General features: G+C 46.0%; 15 protein-coding genes. 6 read left to right on the top strand and 9 right to left on the bottom strand.

Features of this window, described 5'->3' with window-relative positions; all coding sequences use genetic code 11:
- Positions 1-14: 14 nt before the first annotated feature.
- From ACHFJ9_RS00875 to ACHFJ9_RS00855, 5 genes are read right to left on the bottom strand one after another with little or no spacing between them, the layout of a single operon-like run.
- Positions 15-1,070 (bottom strand): efflux RND transporter periplasmic adaptor subunit, encoded by a 1,056-nt coding sequence (locus ACHFJ9_RS00875; protein WP_104970722.1) that lies wholly within the window; start codon positions 1,068-1,070, stop codon positions 15-17.
- Positions 1,067-4,375 carry an efflux RND transporter permease subunit gene (locus tag ACHFJ9_RS00870; RefSeq protein ID WP_395354787.1) on the bottom strand — a complete coding sequence of 1,103 codons (3,309 nt, stop codon included), beginning with the start codon at positions 4,373-4,375 and terminating at the stop codon, positions 1,067-1,069. The genes ACHFJ9_RS00875 and ACHFJ9_RS00870 overlap by 4 nt, the downstream gene beginning before the upstream one ends.
- 28 nt (positions 4,376-4,403) lie before the next feature.
- Positions 4,404-4,862, bottom strand: coding sequence for a YeeE/YedE family protein (locus ACHFJ9_RS00865; RefSeq protein WP_005479357.1), 459 nt, complete (start codon positions 4,860-4,862; stop codon positions 4,404-4,406).
- A 10-nt stretch (positions 4,863-4,872) separates the two neighbouring features.
- On the bottom strand, positions 4,873-5,292 hold the full coding sequence (locus ACHFJ9_RS00860; protein WP_256898608.1) for a YeeE/YedE family protein: 420 nt from the start codon (positions 5,290-5,292) through the stop codon (positions 4,873-4,875).
- A gap of 28 nt (positions 5,293-5,320) precedes the next feature.
- Entirely contained in the window at positions 5,321-5,629 is a 309-nt protein-coding gene (locus ACHFJ9_RS00855) for an ArsR/SmtB family transcription factor (RefSeq protein WP_012842251.1), read from the bottom strand.
- Positions 5,630-5,807: 178 nt separating this feature from the next.
- Here ACHFJ9_RS00855 and ACHFJ9_RS00850 point away from each other — a divergent pair, with 178 nt between their 5' ends.
- The 3 genes from ACHFJ9_RS00850 (at position 5,808) to ACHFJ9_RS00840 (ending at position 8,011) form a co-directional block, all read left to right on the top strand.
- On the top strand, positions 5,808-5,993 hold the full coding sequence (locus ACHFJ9_RS00850; protein ID WP_012842250.1) for a DUF2892 domain-containing protein: 186 nt from the start codon (positions 5,808-5,810) through the stop codon (positions 5,991-5,993).
- Positions 5,994-6,064: 71 nt separating this feature from the next.
- Positions 6,065-6,229, top strand: a complete 165-nt coding sequence (locus ACHFJ9_RS00845) for a pyridine nucleotide-disulfide oxidoreductase (RefSeq protein WP_258692309.1) — start codon at positions 6,065-6,067, stop codon at positions 6,227-6,229.
- Positions 6,230-6,307: 78 nt separating this feature from the next.
- Positions 6,308-8,011 (top strand): FAD-dependent oxidoreductase, encoded by a 1,704-nt coding sequence (locus ACHFJ9_RS00840; protein WP_395354783.1) that lies wholly within the window; start codon positions 6,308-6,310, stop codon positions 8,009-8,011.
- Between the two features lie 76 nt (positions 8,012-8,087).
- On the opposite strand, the gene ACHFJ9_RS00835 is transcribed toward ACHFJ9_RS00840, so the two are convergent.
- The 4 genes from ACHFJ9_RS00835 to ACHFJ9_RS00820 all read right to left on the bottom strand — a co-directional run bounded on the left by ACHFJ9_RS00835 (position 8,088) and on the right by ACHFJ9_RS00820 (position 12,970).
- Positions 8,088-8,783, bottom strand: coding sequence for an aspartate/glutamate racemase family protein (locus ACHFJ9_RS00835; protein ID WP_395354781.1), 696 nt, complete (start codon positions 8,781-8,783; stop codon positions 8,088-8,090).
- A 145-nt stretch (positions 8,784-8,928) separates the two neighbouring features.
- Positions 8,929-9,729, bottom strand: coding sequence for a PhzF family phenazine biosynthesis protein (locus ACHFJ9_RS00830; protein ID WP_395354779.1), 801 nt, complete (start codon positions 9,727-9,729; stop codon positions 8,929-8,931).
- A gap of 141 nt (positions 9,730-9,870) precedes the next feature.
- Positions 9,871-10,347 carry a DM13 domain-containing protein gene (locus tag ACHFJ9_RS00825; protein ID WP_046875407.1) on the bottom strand — a complete coding sequence of 159 codons (477 nt, stop codon included), beginning with the start codon at positions 10,345-10,347 and terminating at the stop codon, positions 9,871-9,873.
- A 298-nt stretch (positions 10,348-10,645) separates the two neighbouring features.
- Positions 10,646-12,970: an FdhF/YdeP family oxidoreductase gene (locus tag ACHFJ9_RS00820; protein ID WP_395354776.1), complete on the bottom strand. Its 2,325-nt coding sequence runs from the start codon at positions 12,968-12,970 to the stop codon at positions 10,646-10,648.
- A 663-nt stretch (positions 12,971-13,633) separates the two neighbouring features.
- Here ACHFJ9_RS00820 and ACHFJ9_RS00815 point away from each other — a divergent pair.
- From ACHFJ9_RS00815 to uhpT, 3 genes are all read left to right on the top strand, one after another.
- Complete coding sequence (locus ACHFJ9_RS00815; protein WP_005460961.1) at positions 13,634-14,518, top strand: LysR family transcriptional regulator; 885 nt, start codon at positions 13,634-13,636, stop codon at positions 14,516-14,518.
- A 53-nt stretch (positions 14,519-14,571) separates the two neighbouring features.
- Complete coding sequence (gene fdhD, locus ACHFJ9_RS00810; protein WP_395354773.1) at positions 14,572-15,402, top strand: formate dehydrogenase accessory sulfurtransferase FdhD; 831 nt, start codon at positions 14,572-14,574, stop codon at positions 15,400-15,402.
- A 406-nt stretch (positions 15,403-15,808) separates the two neighbouring features.
- Positions 15,809-17,203 (top strand): hexose-6-phosphate:phosphate antiporter, encoded by a 1,395-nt coding sequence (gene uhpT, locus ACHFJ9_RS00805; protein WP_021707729.1) that lies wholly within the window; start codon positions 15,809-15,811, stop codon positions 17,201-17,203.
- Positions 17,204-17,250 lie beyond the last annotated feature (47 nt).

The following is a 17,250-nucleotide window of genomic DNA, read 5'->3' as shown; positions in this document are numbered from 1 at the left end:
AAGAAACCGTTCTATCAAAGCGCTCTTGGATTCAGCAGTACGACGTCACCCTGCTTCAACCCCGTTCGCACTCTCCCCAACTCTCCAAGCTGAATAAGCCGAGTTTCTACCTCACCGCTGTCTTGCACCACTTTTACGTAGTCCAATTGGCCAACTTGGTAAACCGCCTCTTTTGGCACGCGAAGTACAACATCGTCGGTCAAGGTCAACGCGACTTTGGCGTATGTACCTGGATAGATAGCCGTTGGCGGCTCGAATTGAAGCTTTACGGTATAACTACGCGAGTTGGCATCTGCCGACGGCGTCACTTCTTTTACTGCCGCTTGCGCGTTGAGGTTGTAAGACGGAAAAACAACGTCCACTTCTTTATCGTAAGTCACATAAGGCATGACAGACTCAGCAAAGTTCACCTCTATTTCCAACGAGTTTGGATTGTACATTGATAAAAGCAAAGCCCCCGGCGTCGCGGTATCACCTTTGTTGATGGGCTTTTGCGTGATCAAACCATCAAACGGTGCAGTAATGATGCTGTAGCCAAAGGTCGTTTCCGCCTCAGAGACCGCCGCCTGCGCTTTATTAAAGTTGGCTTGTGCGGTTTGCAACGCACTTTCCGCTTGGTCAAATTGCGATTGAGGGATCAGCTTTTTGTTTAAAAGCGCTCTGACACGAGAAAACTCCTTTCTCGCCGCATTGAGCTGCGCTTGTGCAGAGGATAAAGCCTGCTCACTTTGACGAACTCGCGCGTCGAGATCATCGCTTTCTAGCCGCGCCAACACGTCTCCTTGCTTCACTCTATCGCCAACCTTCACCAATACCTCCATCACCGATGCCGTTAACCGTGCCGCGATATCGGCGTGCTGCTCTGCAACGACGACGCCCGGAAACTCTCGAACAACCGATTCGCTGGTTAACATCAGTTGATGTGTCTCTGCGTTATTTACATCAATCTGGTTGGTTTTCGCGTCATGTTCTGTCGGCAACTTTTCTGTAAAAAATCCAGCCATATAGAGAAAAAGAAGCGCGAGTATGGCAAACAGAATCACGCCTAACCATTTGGTATCTAATTTCATTGCTCTTCCTCCATCTGAGGTAATCCATGTCCTTTGGTGTTTTGGTATGCAAGGTTGTAAACCACCGGAACCACAAGCAACGTAAAGATGGTCGAGGCGGTAATTCCGAATATGATTGCCCAAGCCAAACCGTTAAAAATTGGGTCTAACGTAATCACGACGTTACCCAGTAACGTTGTACCCGCAGTCAGCAAGATTGGCCGCATACGAACAACACCAGATTCAATCAACGCATCATGTAGGCTACGACCTTCAGCCAGCGATTGCTGAACAAATTCAATCAAAACGAGTGAGTTACGCACCACAATCCCTGCTAGCGCAATCATGCCGATCATCGCGGTCGCCGTGAACAGAGCCGGGTTCGGGTAATTACCGATATCACTGCTTAACACATTCAAAATCCAGAACCCCGGCATAATCCCAATCACGGTCAGAGGTATCGCCAGCATGATGATGCCCGATACCGCAGGTAAACCAGTTTGAATCAACATCACCACAAATACGCCAAGCAGCGCAGCGCCATAAGCAATGCCTAAATCGCGGAATACGTCCACTGTGATTTTCCATTCCCCCTCACCGCTCCAAACCACTTCGATGTAATCTGGCACGCTCCAAGTGACACCAGCGCCATTGCTCAAGTACGTGCGATCTTGCCAGTGACGATGCACATCTTCCGCGTGAGTTGTATCTTGGTCAGCCATCACATCGGCAATCACTTCACCCGGAACACGCCCAACTACCTCGGCGTAGACATACACAACAGGCTTGAGGTTTTTATGGAAAATCGGTTTGTCCGCTGCGCGTTTCACAAAATGACCGACTTCAGACAACTGCACGATAGGCTGAGGAGCATCCACAACCGCCCCATTGGATTCTACTTTTGCAATGCCCGGACGGCCTCGCACATAAAGTTGCTCTAGTTGATTAAGGTTATCTCTGTCTTCGCGTCGGAGCTGCACTTCGATAGGTAATGGAGCCACTTCTCTTGGATCGGCGATATAACCGAGCACTTTGGCGTTCGCGGCGGTAATAAGCGTGTTATTGATATCAGCAACAGAAACACCAGACAGCGCCGCTTTTTCTTGATCAACGATGAATTGCCACGTTTCTAAATCACCTTGGATGCTGGTATCCACCTCAGAAACCAACTGTTCTTTGCGAAGCCTATCCGCGACTTTCTCTGCTTGGCTCATCAGATCTTCATAAGATGTCGCTTCATCACCGTAAACTTCTGCCGTAATGGTGGCGATAACAGGCGGGCCTGGCGGCACTTCGACTAGCTGCACGTCAGCGTCAAACTTATCTGCAATCTGCTCTAAATCCGCCCTGAGTCGTGTCACCAGTTCGTGTGATTGCATTGCGCGGCGATTCTTCTCTGCAAGAACGACTCGAAGCTCGCCTTGGTATGGTTCGCTACGCATAAAGTAGTGGCGCACCATGCCGTTGAAATCCATTGGGGAAGCGGTGCCTGCAAAGCCCGACACACTTGTCACTTCCGGCACCGTCATTAAATAGTCCGTAAAGCTCGACAGCGCGTTGGAGGTATCCACAAAGCTTGAAGACTCTGGCATGTTTAATACCAATTGGAACTCATTTTTATTGTCATAAGGCAGCAACTTGAGTGGAACTAAGCGAAGTGCTGGCAGCAATGCTGCCAAGACGAACAACAAGGCAACCAAACCAAGGAAAAGCCATGCTTTCTTGCGGCTTTCAAGTAGCGGAATCAACACACCACGATACAAACGATACATCGGCGAAGATTGGATGTCATAGTGGCCGTTTTCTTCAACACCTTTGAGTAGCTTCTTGGCAAGCCAAGGCGTGATCATAAACGCGACAACGGTACTAAAGATAACGCTGATCGGAACGTTGAACGCCAGTGGCGCCATGTAAGGCCCCATCATCCCAGTGATAAAAAACATCGGCGTAAACACGATAACAATCGCGACCGTCGACATTAACAAGGCGCTACGAATTTCTGCCATGGCGAGAACAATCGCATTGGTTCGTGTTAGATTTTTTCGTTTGAGGTAGCGTTCAATGTTGTCGATACTCGCGATCGGATCGTCCACGATCAAACCTAGCGCCAAAATCAACGCAAAGAGTGTGACTCGGTTGATGGAATAGCCAAATGCCAAGTCCATCCCGAGCGCGGCACCATAGCTAATCGGAATCGCGATACCAACCACCAATGCGCTTCGCCAGTTCAAGAACAAACCGACAAACACCACGACCGTTAGAATAGAGATGCCAAGGCTTGATACCAAGTTGTTCACTTTCGCATTCGCCGTTTCGCCATAGTCACGAATGACTGCAACTTGAACTTGCGGAGGAAATTGCTCGGATTGAAGCTCCGCCAGTTTATCCCGAACAGACTGAGCGACGTTAACCGCGTTCGAGCCTTTTTGTTTAGCGACAGAAATGAACACCGCTGGGTATGCTTCATCGTAGTTTTTATCGCGATACCAAGTATCGGATGTTGCCTCACCTTCACCGTCGTAAATACGCGCGACATCTTTCAAATAAACGGGTTTGCCATTGAGCACCGCGATAACAAGATCGCCAACCTCTTCGGCGTTAGTCAGAAACCGTCCCGATTCCAATGTGTAATTTTGCCCGTTTACGCGAACGTTCGTGCCTTGGGTTTTGCTATTACTGAGCTGAATGGCCTGTTCGAGGTCATCGATGGTTACTTTGAAGTTTGCCATCGCAACGGAATCAAGCTCTATCTGGATTTTTCTCGGCTCACCGCCAATCACTTCCACCTTGTTGGTGGCATCCAATGATTTAATACCTAACGTGGCTTGGTCTGCAATACGTCTCAGCTGATGGCGATCGAGAATGTCTGGATCGGTGGAATAAATTGCGGCAACAACAATGGGTACATCATCGATTTCAACAGGCTTTACAAGCCAGTTAGTGACAGAAGGAGGAACTTTATCTTGGTTGGAATAGAGTTTGTTGTAAAGCTTAACCAGAGCATCTTCGCGGTTTTCGCCGACATAGAAACGAACGATGACTTGCGCAGCACCTTCCATTGACGAAGAATAAACGTATTCCACACCGTCAATTTGGCTAACAAGCTTTTCTAATGGTTCAGTGATTTGATTTTCGACTTGAGAAGCGCTGAGTCCGGGAGCCGAAACCAATACATCCGCCATCGGCACAACGATTTGCGGGTCTTCCTCTTTCGGGGTCAACCACAAAGCCGCGGCACCGACCATAAGCGCGAGTAAAATCATGATCGGAGGAAAAAAGCTGTTCATCACGGACTGAACAAAACTTCTCTTTAGTTTGTCGGGCATCCTTTCCCCTCCATATCAGATTGATTGTTTACGCGTTCGCGGTTTTCATCTTCTTCGCGTTACGGTGAGTAATGATCGCCTTCGCGAACAGAGATCCAACTAACATCGCAAGGAAGAACACTACAATGCTCACGTTGCCTAATGCCAGACTCGCAACTGCAGGGCCAGGGCAAATACCTGCCAACCCCCAACCTAAACCAAAGATCGCCGCACCAGATAACAAACGTCCGTCGATGTTCTTATTGGTTGGTGTGCAAAACGCTTCACCGCTAACTGATTGTTTTCTCGGCTTGATGATTAAAAAATAGCTTGGCATGAATACCGCGAGTGCGCCGCCCATCACAAAAGCCAAACTTGGATCCCAACTGCCAGAAATATCTAAAAATCCAATGACTTTAGCTGGGTCGATCATGCCAGACACCGCCATGCCCATACCGAATAACACACCGCTCAAAAGAGCAGAAAAACGAAAAATAGTCTTGTTCATGGAATCTCTCTTAAACTAGGTGAAGTCGAACGAATACCGTTAGACCAGCGACAGCCATAAATACACAGGTCGCCACAATAGAGCGCTTAGACAAACGGCCCATGCCACAAATGCCGTGTCCGCTAGTACATCCGTTACCCAGTCTGGTCCCGATTCCTACCAATAAACCAGCGGCAATCACCATCCCTAAAGAAAGGTTCACGGTACTAGGAACCGCAACGCCCAACATTAGGACACTAATCAAGCCACCAGCTATCATTCCAACCGCAAAAAGCAATCGCCACGAATAATCGCCTTTTTTCGGTGACATAATGCCATTCATAATTCCACTGATTCCGGCAATTTTCCCGTTAACCAACAACAATATAGTGGCGGAGATCCCTAACAAAAGGCCACCAAACAACGATTCCCATGGAATAACGTTTAACATTATTTACCTCTAAAATCTTAGCTATGAATTAGTTACAGAAAACGCTATGAAGCGCCTTGATTAATGACTCAACTCTCGGTTCTGACAACGAATAAAACACTTGCTGTGATGCCTTACGAGCCTTGATCAATTTGTGTTTGCGAAGCACCGTCAAGTGCTGTGAAAAGGCGGATTGGCTAAGGAACGAGTTCTTTTGTAGCTCCCCAACACCAACCTCACCTTGGGTCAGTTGGCACAACACCATTAGCCTTTCCGGATGTGCCATTACTTTTAGGAGATCAGCAGCTTCATTGGCATTGCCTTTCATTGCTGCTACATCCATATCTGTATAGCTCATGACTCACCTCTATATTAAAAACTAAATTAGATATTACTAAAGTAACGTATTTAGTCAACACTAAATTAGCAATGATGAATTTAGATAAATTAACATTAGACATTTCTAATTTAGATAATTATAGTGATGAATATCAAAGGATGGCGTTCTCAGTTTGAGAGTACGAAGGAGAAGAGTTATGACGTTAGAAAATGCAGTACGAATTTTTGCAGGCACGATGGTATTGATCTCGGTCATACTAACCGTGTTCGTTCACAGTAACTTCATTTGGTTCACCGTGTTTATCGGCGTTAATCTTATTCAAAGTGCTTACACGGGAATCTGCCCTGCTGCTTATTTTTTAAAGAAATTTGGTTTTAGATAATCTAGAGCGTAGTGACCTTTCACACAGGCTATTCGTGAAAGGTCAGCTCGCCCTAAAACTTGGAGTTAAAAATGACTAAGATCTTAATCGTCGGTGGTGGTGCATCTGCGGCGGCGCGTGCTCGTCGTCTAAGCGAAGATGCCGAAATCATCATGTTTGAACGTGGCCCATTCGTTTCATTAGTCAACTACATGATAGGCGACATTAAAAATAGTTTAGCACTACTCCTAATATAATCTTAAAAACAAACAAAAATTCACTTGTTTTCGAGTGTATTATTGTTTGTTTTTTACTCGCTAAGTTGGAGTGTCTATATGACCAAAATTCTCATTGTCGGTGGTGTTGCAGGTGGTGCATCTGCGGCGGCGCGTGCTCGTCGTCTGAGCGAAGATGCCGAAATCATCATGTTTGAACGTGGCCCATTCGTTTCATTTGCCAACTGTGGCTTGCCTTATCACATCGGCGGCGATATCCAAGAACGCAGTAAGTTACTACTACAAACGCCAGAAAGCTTTTTAGCACGCTTTAACGTTGATGTTCGCGTGATGAATGAAGTGGTTTCTATTAACCGACAGGACAAGACCGTTACGATCAAAAACCTGTTAGATGAGTCTGAATACGTAGAATCGTACGATTTTCTACTGCTTAGCCCAGGTGCTGGCCCTATTGTTCCGCCAATCCCAGGCCTCGATAACCCGCTCACCCACTCGCTACGTAACATTCCAGATATGGATCGCATCATCGAAACGATCCAAATGAACAAGCCAGAGCATGCGACAGTTGTTGGCGGCGGTTTCATCGGTTTAGAAATGATGGAAGCCTTCCACCAACTTGGCATTCAAACCTCTCTGATCGAAATGGCAGACCAAGTCATGACGCCAGTAGACCGTGAAATGGCAGGCTTTGCTCATGCAGAAATTCGTGACAAAGGTATCGACCTAAAACTTGGCGTCGCGCTTGAATCTGTGAAATTCGTACCTAACGAGCACGTTGCAAGTTTCGACTCTGGTGAGAGTGAGAAACACCAACACCTAGAAGGTGAATTGGAGTTAACACTGAACAACGGTGAAAAACTCACTACCGATATTCTGATCATGGCAATCGGTGTACGTCCTGAGACAAAACTGGCGCAAGAAGCTGGCCTTCAAATTGGTGCGCTAGGCGGTATTTACACGAACGAATACATGCAAACCAGCGATCCTTCGATCTACGCTGTCGGCGACGCGATAGAAGAGAAAGACTTCGTGACTGGCGAGCAAACTCTAGTGCCACTTGCAGGCCCGGCAAACCGTCAAGGTCGTATGGCTGCCGATAACATGCTAGGTCGCAAAGAAACTTACCAAGGTACACAAGGTACTGCGATTTGTAAGATCTTCGACCTTGCTGTGGCTTCAACAGGTAAAAATGAGAAACAATTGAAACGCGCTGGCGTTGAATACGAAAAAGTGTACGTGCATACCGCAAGCCACGCGAGCTACTACCCTGGTGCAGAAGTGGTGTCGTTCAAAATGTTGTTCGATCCAAAATCAGGCAAGATTTTAGGTGCTCAAGCAGTTGGTAAAGACGGTATCGACAAACGTATTGACGTTATGGCTGTTGCACAACGTGCTGGCATGACGGTTGAACAACTGCAGCATCTTGAACTGACTTACGCGCCACCTTACGGCAGTGCAAAAGATGTGATCAACCAAGCGGCGTTTGTGGCAAATAACATCATCAAAGGTGACGCAGCGGCGATTCATTACGATGAAATCGACAATCTGACTGAAGATCAAATTCTCCTCGACGTCCGTAACCCGGGTGAATTGGAGTCTGTTGGTTATCTTGAAGGGGCAATCAACATTCCGGTTGATCAGCTACGCCATCGTATGGGTGAACTACCAAAAGACAAAGAGATTGTGATTTACTGTCAAGTAGGCTTGCGCGGTAACGTGGCATACCGTCAACTGGTCAACAATGGTTACAAAGCTCGTAACTTGATTGGTGGATACAGAACACTCAAATTCTCGCGCTTATAACGGGATAATAAAAACAGAGAAAACCGAGGGATTGGTTTTCTCTTTTGTTTATTTACATGGACTCAAATCTAACTCATTAACCTTCTATCGCCAAACGGACTGCCGCTTGAGCATGGATAGAAGTGGTATCAAGTAGCGTAACATCGGTGTGACTTTGGTTTACAAGTAAGGCAATTTCAGTGCACCCGAGAATCACAGCTTCAGCTCCCTGCTCTTTTAGTTTTTCAATGATTTTCAGGTATATCGTTCTCGATTCCTCTTTGATTTCACCTTGGCATAACTCTTTATAAATAATGTTATGCACTATAGAGCGATCATCTTGAGCAGGAGTTATGATATCCAGCCCATAGAGGTCGGAAAGCCGTCCTTTGTAAAAGTCTTGCTCCATTGTGAATTGAGTACCTAGGAGTCCGACCTTTTGAACCTCTTTCTCACGAAGTAACTCAGCAGTCGCGTCTGCGATATGTAGTATGGGGATATTAATGCTGGCTTCAATTTGAGGAGCAACTTTGTGCATTGTGTTCGTACAAATAAGAATAAAATCAGCGCCCCCTTTTTCTATTGAAGATGCAGCATCAGATAGAATACTTGCCGTTTCTTCCCATTTACCTTGGTGTTGAAGTTTCTCTATCTCTGAAAAATTCACGCTATACATACAAACTTTTGCGGAATTTAGGCCACCTAACGCCTCTTTGACCCCTTCGTTGATCAATTTGTAATAACTAAGCGTCGACTCCCAACTCATGCCGCCTAGAAGACCGATAGTTTTCATATAACTCTCCAATCGTTATACACCACTATGGGAGGGGTGTTTTTACAAACAAAATCAACCACGTGAATAGACAGCCTTCTAGCTTTGTCACTAGTGAGAACTGGATAAACCTGCAATCAGAAAAAACGAGAACCAAAAAGGACGACTACGCAATTCCCATATCTCCTCGCAACATTGTTACCGCACTTCCAGAAAGCTTAACGCATTCCGGATTCAATAATTCTGTATAAACAACTCCACTTCTCTTGGATGCTTGAAAGCCTTTTAATTGCGCTTTACCGAGCTCTTTAGCCCAGTAAACACATAAAGCGCAATGAGCAGAACCTGTCACTGGATCCTCATCAACACCCACCCAAGGGGCAAAATAGCGAGAGACAAAATCAGCGTCAGTGCTTGATTGAGCAGTGATAACAACTCCACGACCTTTTTGTTTAAGTAACGCACTAAAATCAGGTTCGAGTTGCTCTATCAAAGACTCATCATTGATGACGATCAACTGCTTATTATCAAACTGACCATAAGCAATTACATCAGCCACATCGAGCCCTAAGCCGTGAAGCAAATCTGTGTTAATACTTGCTCGCATATCTAAAAGAGGGGCAGGAAACACCAAATGAATGTCCTCATGATCAAGTTGTGCAGTTAAAACGCCGGATAGCGTGCCAAACTCAATGGTATCACCTGTACTATATAACCCTTGCTCTCTCAGTACGTGCGCCGTGGCCAATGTGCCATGTCCACACAAAGCGACTTCCGTTTCAGGTGTAAACCAACGAAGTTGCATTGTATTTAATGACAGAAACGCGGTTTCAGATAGTGACATCTCTGCCGCTATGGCCAACATCATTTCCTCATCAAGGCTTGATTCTGTGATACACACACCTGCAGGATTGCCTTTGAACACATCTGATGTAAACGAGTCGACCTGAAAAATTTTAACTTCCACAAAATATCCTTAAGTTCTATCAACCACTGTAGAACCATTAGCAGCGCTTAGTGCATTTGTACCACGTAATGTATTGCACCAGTTATTTGAGCAGTAAACCTTTCTTAACTAAGAAGAAACCACTTCTTCTCCTGATGGGATTTATTGGTATTTTGCCGAAGTAATGAACTCACCGAATGTTTCACACCAAACAACAACAGTATTGTATTCAGAAATGGAAATCCCTTGAGGAACCTCAACAACGAAGTTATTGAATGTTTTGACATCACCAACCAAGCTCATCTCAGATTTAAGGTCATTAAACGCTTGTTCAGTCTCGACAAATTTGGGAGATAAATAGAGTTTATAGTCAGGCCCGGGAGCGAGTTTTCCTACCAGCGTAATAGCTTGGGAACTCAAATGAATTTCACCTTCTCCCCAATGAAAAGCGTCGCTATCTTTGAGGTCCCTCGTGACAACTGCACTGTATTCTGCACCTTGCATGCGCTCAGAAACTTGCTCATCGGTCGGCGCAGGCGGTGCAATAAGAATCGGTAAAGTATAGATACCTATCGCAATACCAATCGCAACAGCAACTAAGTGGCTTAACGTTAATTTAATTATACTTTTCAAAGTCATCTATCTTCTTATTAGTTTCATCAGCTTAGATCTAGGCTCAAATACAGACATCCGTCAGGTTATACGTCTAATAGCCTAATTTCATTAATATTATACACAAGCTGGACCAATGCGCCTTAATTGCTGCCTTTTAGAGTGCTATCCAATAACCCCGTTATTAACGAAAATAACTATTTTAATTCAGCCCCCCTACACGCCTTCGACGAAATGTTCTAAAGGCAAAGTGAGCAATTAAAAACGGCTGATAATTGATATCAGCCGTTTGGTTATCTGGAATGTCGTTGTGCTGGTTTGGGAACTATTCTGCTTCCACCAAAGCGATCTTATCGGATGTCGATTTTTCCAATTTGATCGCAATAAACTTAGAGGTTGGCGTAAACGTTCTATCCCCATAACTATCTAAAGGAACCAATGGGTTCGTTTCTGGATAGTAAGCCGCCGCCTGACCTGCTGGCACGTCATAGGCAACAAGCGTAAATCCGCTCACGCGACGCTCTACGCCATCTTCCCATAATGACACCATGTCCACTTTGTCTCCCGGTTCAAAACCGAGTTTACGAATATCCGCTTCATTGATAAACAGCACTTCGCGCATACCAAATACTCCACGATAACGGTCATTCAAGCCGTAAAGTGTCGTATTGTATTGGTCGTGTGAGCGCATGGTTTGCAAGATCAAATCTGGCTTTTGGCCTTTTTCGAGTATCGCTTCGCTGATCAACTGCTTCGGCAACTCGCTAGAGCTGAACTGTGCTTTGCCGCTTGGTGTATTCCATCGACGCTCGGCAGCTGGGTTTACCAAGTGGAATCCACCCGGGTGTTTAAGCTTATGGTTAAAGTCGGTAAAGCCCGGAATCGTGTCGGCAATCAAATCGCGAATACGGTCGTAATCTTCAATCGCCCACAACCAATCAATTGGTTTTACCCCGAGTGTGGCATTAGCAATACCGGCAATAATCGCTGGTTCTGAACGCAAATGCTCCGAACGCGGTTTTAGCTGACCAAATGAGATATGTACCATGCTGAAAGTATCTTCAACCGTCACACCTTGTGGGCCAGTCGCTTGCTGATCAATCTCGGTACGGCCTAAGCACGGAAGAATAAGCGCATCTTTACCTGTGACAAGGTGAGAACGATTTAACTTCGTCGAAATGTGTACGGTTAAATTACAGTTTCGCATCGCGTTGTGCGTACGTTCTGTGTCTGGCGTTGCTTGTGCAAAGTTACCGCCCAAACCGATAAATACTTTCGCTTGCCCTTCTTCCATCGCTTTAATGGCTTGCACAGTGTTGTGGCCTTCACCACGCGGGACGGCAAAGTTAAATCGACTTTCAATGCGATCCAACAACAGATCTGAAGGTTTTTCATCAATGCCCATCGTACGGTCGCCCTGAACGTTACTGTGACCACGCACTGGTGAAAGACCCGCGCCCGGCTTACCAACGTTACCTCGTAACATTTGCACGTTTGCGACTTCTTTAATGGTTGGTACAGAGTGACGATGCTGAGTCAACCCCATCGCCCAACACATGATCACACGTTCTGCACGTCGATACATGCTCGCCACCATCTCGATTTCACTTAAATCAAGACCCGATTGTTCCGCGATGTGTTCCCAAGAGGTTGCATCCACTTCAGCCAAATACTCATCAATACCTATCGTGTGTTGTTTGATGAATTCGCGGTCAAATACCGCTTTGCCACCGTTTTGCAATGCCTCGCGCTCCCATCGCAACAAGAATTTCGCGATGCCACGAAACACTGCCATGTCTCCGCCTAAAGCAGGACGCAGGTACGCCGTGTTGGTAGGCTCTGAGCCGTTACTCAACATCTCAATCGGCATTTGTGGGTTTTGGAAACGCTCTAATCCGCGCTCTTTCAGCGGATTTAGACAGATAACCTGTGCACCACGTTTTACCGCTTCGCGCAGAGGTTCAAGCATTCGTGGGTGGTTCGTGCCCGGGTTTTGACCAATCACGAAAATCGCATCAGCTTCTTCAAAATCATCAAAGATCACTGTGCCTTTACCAACACCAATGGTGTCTTTCATCCCGATAGCACTGGCTTCGTGGCACATGTTGGAACAATCTGGGAAGTTGTTGGTACCGAATGCGCGCACAAATAGCTGATACAAAAACGCCGCTTCGTTGCTTGCACGACCAGAGGTATAAAACTCCGCTTGGTGTGGTGAATCCAATTGGTTGAGATGTTTAGCCACAAGAGAAAAAGCCTCATCCCAAGAGACAGGCACATAGTGGTCGTACTCGGCATCGTATCGCATTGGGTGCGTGATACGGCCTTGGTATTCCAACCAGTAATCGGTTTGCGTTGAGAGAGAAGAAACGCTGTGATTGGCAAAAAACTCAGGATCAACCAGACGATTGGTCGCTTCCCAGTTTACCGCTTTCGCGCCATTCTCACAGAAATTGACTTTACCACTATCTGGCGACTCACCCCATGCACATCCCGGGCAGTCGAAACCGCCATTTTGGTTGGTTTTGAGCATAGTGCGAATGTTTTTAACTGCATTTTCACTGCCCCACCAACTTCTGGTTACGGCTTTCAGTGCACCCCAACCACCAGCTGGACCTTTGTATGCTTTTATTTGTTCTTTTTGGCTCACGACTTTACTCCTCGCAGATATACCAGCAAGCAGGGTGCCCGTGAAAACAAGCGCGTTATTTATTGAGATAATGCGGAAGTATTGAAGGGCTTAGTTTCTAATCCATGTATTTTTTAATCCAAATAAGTAACCACTCAACACGCTCTCGCTTGTCCGAGCGTTTACTTATCTAGATTCTTGATATCGGATACCCGCCTACTGTTTCTAAGACTGGTAGATTCAATTCGCATTGTTGCGTCTTGATCTAAATCAAAGATTAAGTCGATATTCAATATGCGTCCAATTGATAATCCTGACCGAGTGATAAACAAAATCTATGACGAATTTTTCCACTGACGGTCATCACATTTTTAATCAATACAATTTATGAGGTTAATCGTTTTCCCATTCGATTCCACCTAGTTCGCTTAACGAACTCAATAAAATCGGCACTCTTGATAATAGATAATATCTATCACACTATAGATACTTTAAATTTGACCCTAATTAATATCAGGAATAGCCTTGATTCAGATCAATTTTGAGTGTGGTTTTATTCTTGACTTGGTTTTGGTTTTCCATTCCCCAGTTAAAACGCTCCAGCGCTTAAAAAGTACGGTAGTGCTGTGCCCTTTTTAGGGACCCCCGTACATGTGACTCACAACGCAAGGTTAACAAGCCATTATGGATATCAAACAACTTAAATATCTCATCGCACTTGAACAGACCAAACACTTTGGTCAAGCCGCCGCATTGTGCCACATTACGCAGCCTACCTTGTCCATGAGAATCCGAAGCTTAGAGGAAGAACTCGATCTCGAATTAATCCAAAGAAGTCAACGATTTGAAGGATTCACTGAAGCCGGAGAACGCATTTTAGCTTGGGCAAAAACCGTCTTAGCAGCTCATGATGGATTGCAAGCCGAAGCCGCCAACTGCCGTGGTCAGTTAGTCGGCTCTCTTCGGCTTGGAATGGTGCCACTCGCCAGCCAAAACCCTATGCAATTGCTCAAACCATTAGCTCAACAGTTCCCTGAGTTACGCTTTCAAATACTCTCCATGACGACCGAACAGATCATAGACCAACTCAATCGCAATCAACTTGATTTGGGGATGTGTTATGTCGATCAAGTCAACACCGCTTACTTTGATGTTATCGAGCTAGACTCGACCAAACTTGGCGTTTTATTCGATGAGCGTCATTTTGATTTTGCCGAATCTGAAGTGTTATGGGAGTCACTCAATAACATTCCGCTAGGGCTGCTTTCGAAGGGCATGCACTATCGCCACTCAATTGATCTTAGCTTTGTGAGTAAAGGGCTGGTTCCGCAAACCGTCATTGAAAGTAACTCAACCTTTCACTTGATCCAAGCAGTAACCAGTGGCCTTTGTTGCGCCATTATGCCGCTGAATTGTGGATTGGAAGAGTTGAACGATACACTTCGCATTATCCCTATCGAAGAAGCCGCCGTTCACGCACCGCTAGGTTTGTTAAAGCGAAAACAAGAACCCTTCTCCGCGCTAACCGATCAGTGCTTCGCAGAAGCAAAAAACATATTCAATCGATAACAAGAATCCACACGTCAATTTTTGGCATACATAACGGCTTATGAGGTGATTTCATGAGATGTACTACTCAATCTTATTTTGAACTGTCCGATTTCAATCAAGCACCACCTCAACCAAGTGCGTTCAATTACCGAGAATTGATTGATGGCCGCACAGTGCAACAAATGTCGCTGGCGAGTGAATCCGCCTTAGCTATCAGCTACAACGGCATTAGCCAAGCGGTCATGATGGTGACGCCAGGCCATCTGGAAGACTTCGTGAAAGGATTTAGCCTAAGCACAGGCATCGTCCACGACTTCAAAGAGATCAAAGACATTGAAATTGGTGGCGATCACGAATCTCACTATGCGGAAGTGGAAATCAGCAACCGCGCTTTCTGGGCGTTAAAAACACAACGCCGGAATCTTGCAGGCACAACCGGATGCGGCATTTGTGGTGTCGAGGCTCTGGAACAAGCTTTGCCTGATTTGGCGCCGCTGACACCGTCTCTTCCTCCGCGCTCGGATGTATTCGAAGGGCTGCAAGACAAAGTCACACTGCATCAAGAAGCCGCACGTGAATCTGGCGCGTTACACGCCGCTTTATTTGCAGATTTACAAGGCAACATCAAGTTGTGCCGAGAGGACATCGGCCGTCACAACGCGCTAGATAAGTTGATTGGCGCATTGGCCAACAATCACATCGAGCCTCAAAGTGGCTTCGCAATCATGACCAGCCGTTGCAGCTTAGAGTTGATCCACAAAGCCGTTCGCGCGCGTATCCCCACTCTGGTTTGCTTATCTGCACCGACAGCGTTAACCGTCGAATGGGCAAGAAGAAACCATTTGAACCTAATTCACTTGCCAAAACACGGCTCGCCGCGTCTATACAGCCCTGCGCCTTAACACGTCAACTTAGCAGAATTCCTAATATTTCTAACAGAGACCTCTGGGTCTCTGTTGCTTGCTTCTCGTTCCCAATTGATACTTGGCGACAAGACACTATTCTATCCAACCAAACGTGCTCCCCCCTTGTCAGCACTAAGCTTGCGTATATTAACCTGCTTGCATTTGAACGCTTTCCAATCCGATAAGAACCCTATCAAAAACCCATAAGTTGGTAAGGATTTTGTGTGACTCTTTTCACGCTTTTCCGCCTTCCTAGGCATTTCTAGGAATTTTTCCTAGCCGATCTAGGCAACCATCTCATGTGCCTCACAAAACCACTCTCTAGAATTCCGCTCAGTCAAAGGTAACAAGAGCGCATAACGGTCTCCGTTGTGTTTCTAAAACAATTACAAGAGAGTTCATCATGTTAAAATTCCTCGAACAGGTGCGGAAGCCGACCCTCGATCTTCCTGTCGAAGTTAGAAGAAAGATGTGGTTTAAACCGTTCATCCAATCTTACTTGGTCGTATTCATCGGCTACCTAACCATGTACTTGATTCGTAAGAACTTCAATGTCGCGCAAAACGACATGATCTCAACTTACGGTTTGAGCATGACAGACCTAGGTCTTATTGGCCTTGGCTTCTCCATCACATACGGCATCGGTAAAACCGTTGTGTCTTACTACGCTGACGGTAAGAACACCAAGCAATTCCTCCCTTTTATGCTGATCCTTTCTGGTCTTGCAATGCTTGGTTTCAGCTTCAGCATGGGCGGCGGTAGTGCAAGCCTGTTCTTGATGGTGGCTTTCTACGCTCTGAGTGGTTTCTTCCAAAGTACTGGTGGCCCTTCTAGTTACTCAACCATTACAAAATGGACACCTCGTAACAAACGCGGCTCTTACCTAGGCTTGTGGAACATGTCACACAACGTTGGTGGTGCGGGCGCAGCGGGTGTTGCTCTTTTCGGTGCTAACTACCTATTCGACGGCCACGTAATCGGCATGTTCGTGTTCCCTTCTATCATCGCAATCATCGTTGGCTTTATCGGTATGCGCTTTGGTAGCGACTCACCAGAAGCTTACGGTCTAGGTAAAGTAGAAGAACTTTTCGATGAAGCAGTGAGTGAAGAAGACACCGCCGCTGAAGAAAACCAGATGACCAAGAAAGAAATCTTTGTTGAATACGTTCTTAAAAACAAAGTTATCTGGCTACTTTGCTTTGCAAACATCTTCCTTTACATCGTTCGTATCGGTATCGACCAATGGTCAACGGTATACGCATACCAAGAGCTTGGCCTGTCAAAAGAAACGGCAATCTCTGGCTTTACTCTGTTCGAAGTCGGTGCACTTGTGGGTACGTTGATGTGGGGTTACCTGTCTGACCTAGCAAACGGTCGCCGCGCATTGGTTGCTTGTGTATCTCTTGGTTTGATCATCGTATCGCTTGAGTTCTACCAGCACGCCACTAGCGAGTTCATGTACTTGGCCTCTCTATTTGTATTAGGCTTCTTGGTGTTTGGTCCGCAACTTCTTATCGGTGTTGCCGCGGTTGGTTTTGTCCCTAAAAAAGCAATCAGTGTGGCTGACGGCGTAAAAGGTACTTTCGCTTACCTAATCGGCGATAGCTTTGCAAAACTAGGCTTGGGTATGATTGCAGACGGTACACCTATCTTCGGCTTAACAGGTTGGAAAGGTACCTTCGCAGCCCTAGATACCTCCGCCATGATTTGTATTGTTTTGCTTGCTTTCGTCGCTATCGCGGAAGAGAAGAAAATTCGACACGCGAAGAAGCTTCAACTTGCACAAAACCAAGCCTAACTTCTCTGCGCGCTTTACTTCGGTAAAGCGCGCAAGATCATTAAAAT

Origin of the sequence: Vibrio sp. D3, from assembly GCF_043995865.1 — a bacterium.
Taxonomy (GTDB): domain Bacteria; phylum Pseudomonadota; class Gammaproteobacteria; order Enterobacterales; family Vibrionaceae; genus Vibrio; species Vibrio diabolicus.
Note: the sequence above shows the minus strand (reverse complement) of the source record. Positions and strands in the feature narration are given on the sequence as shown.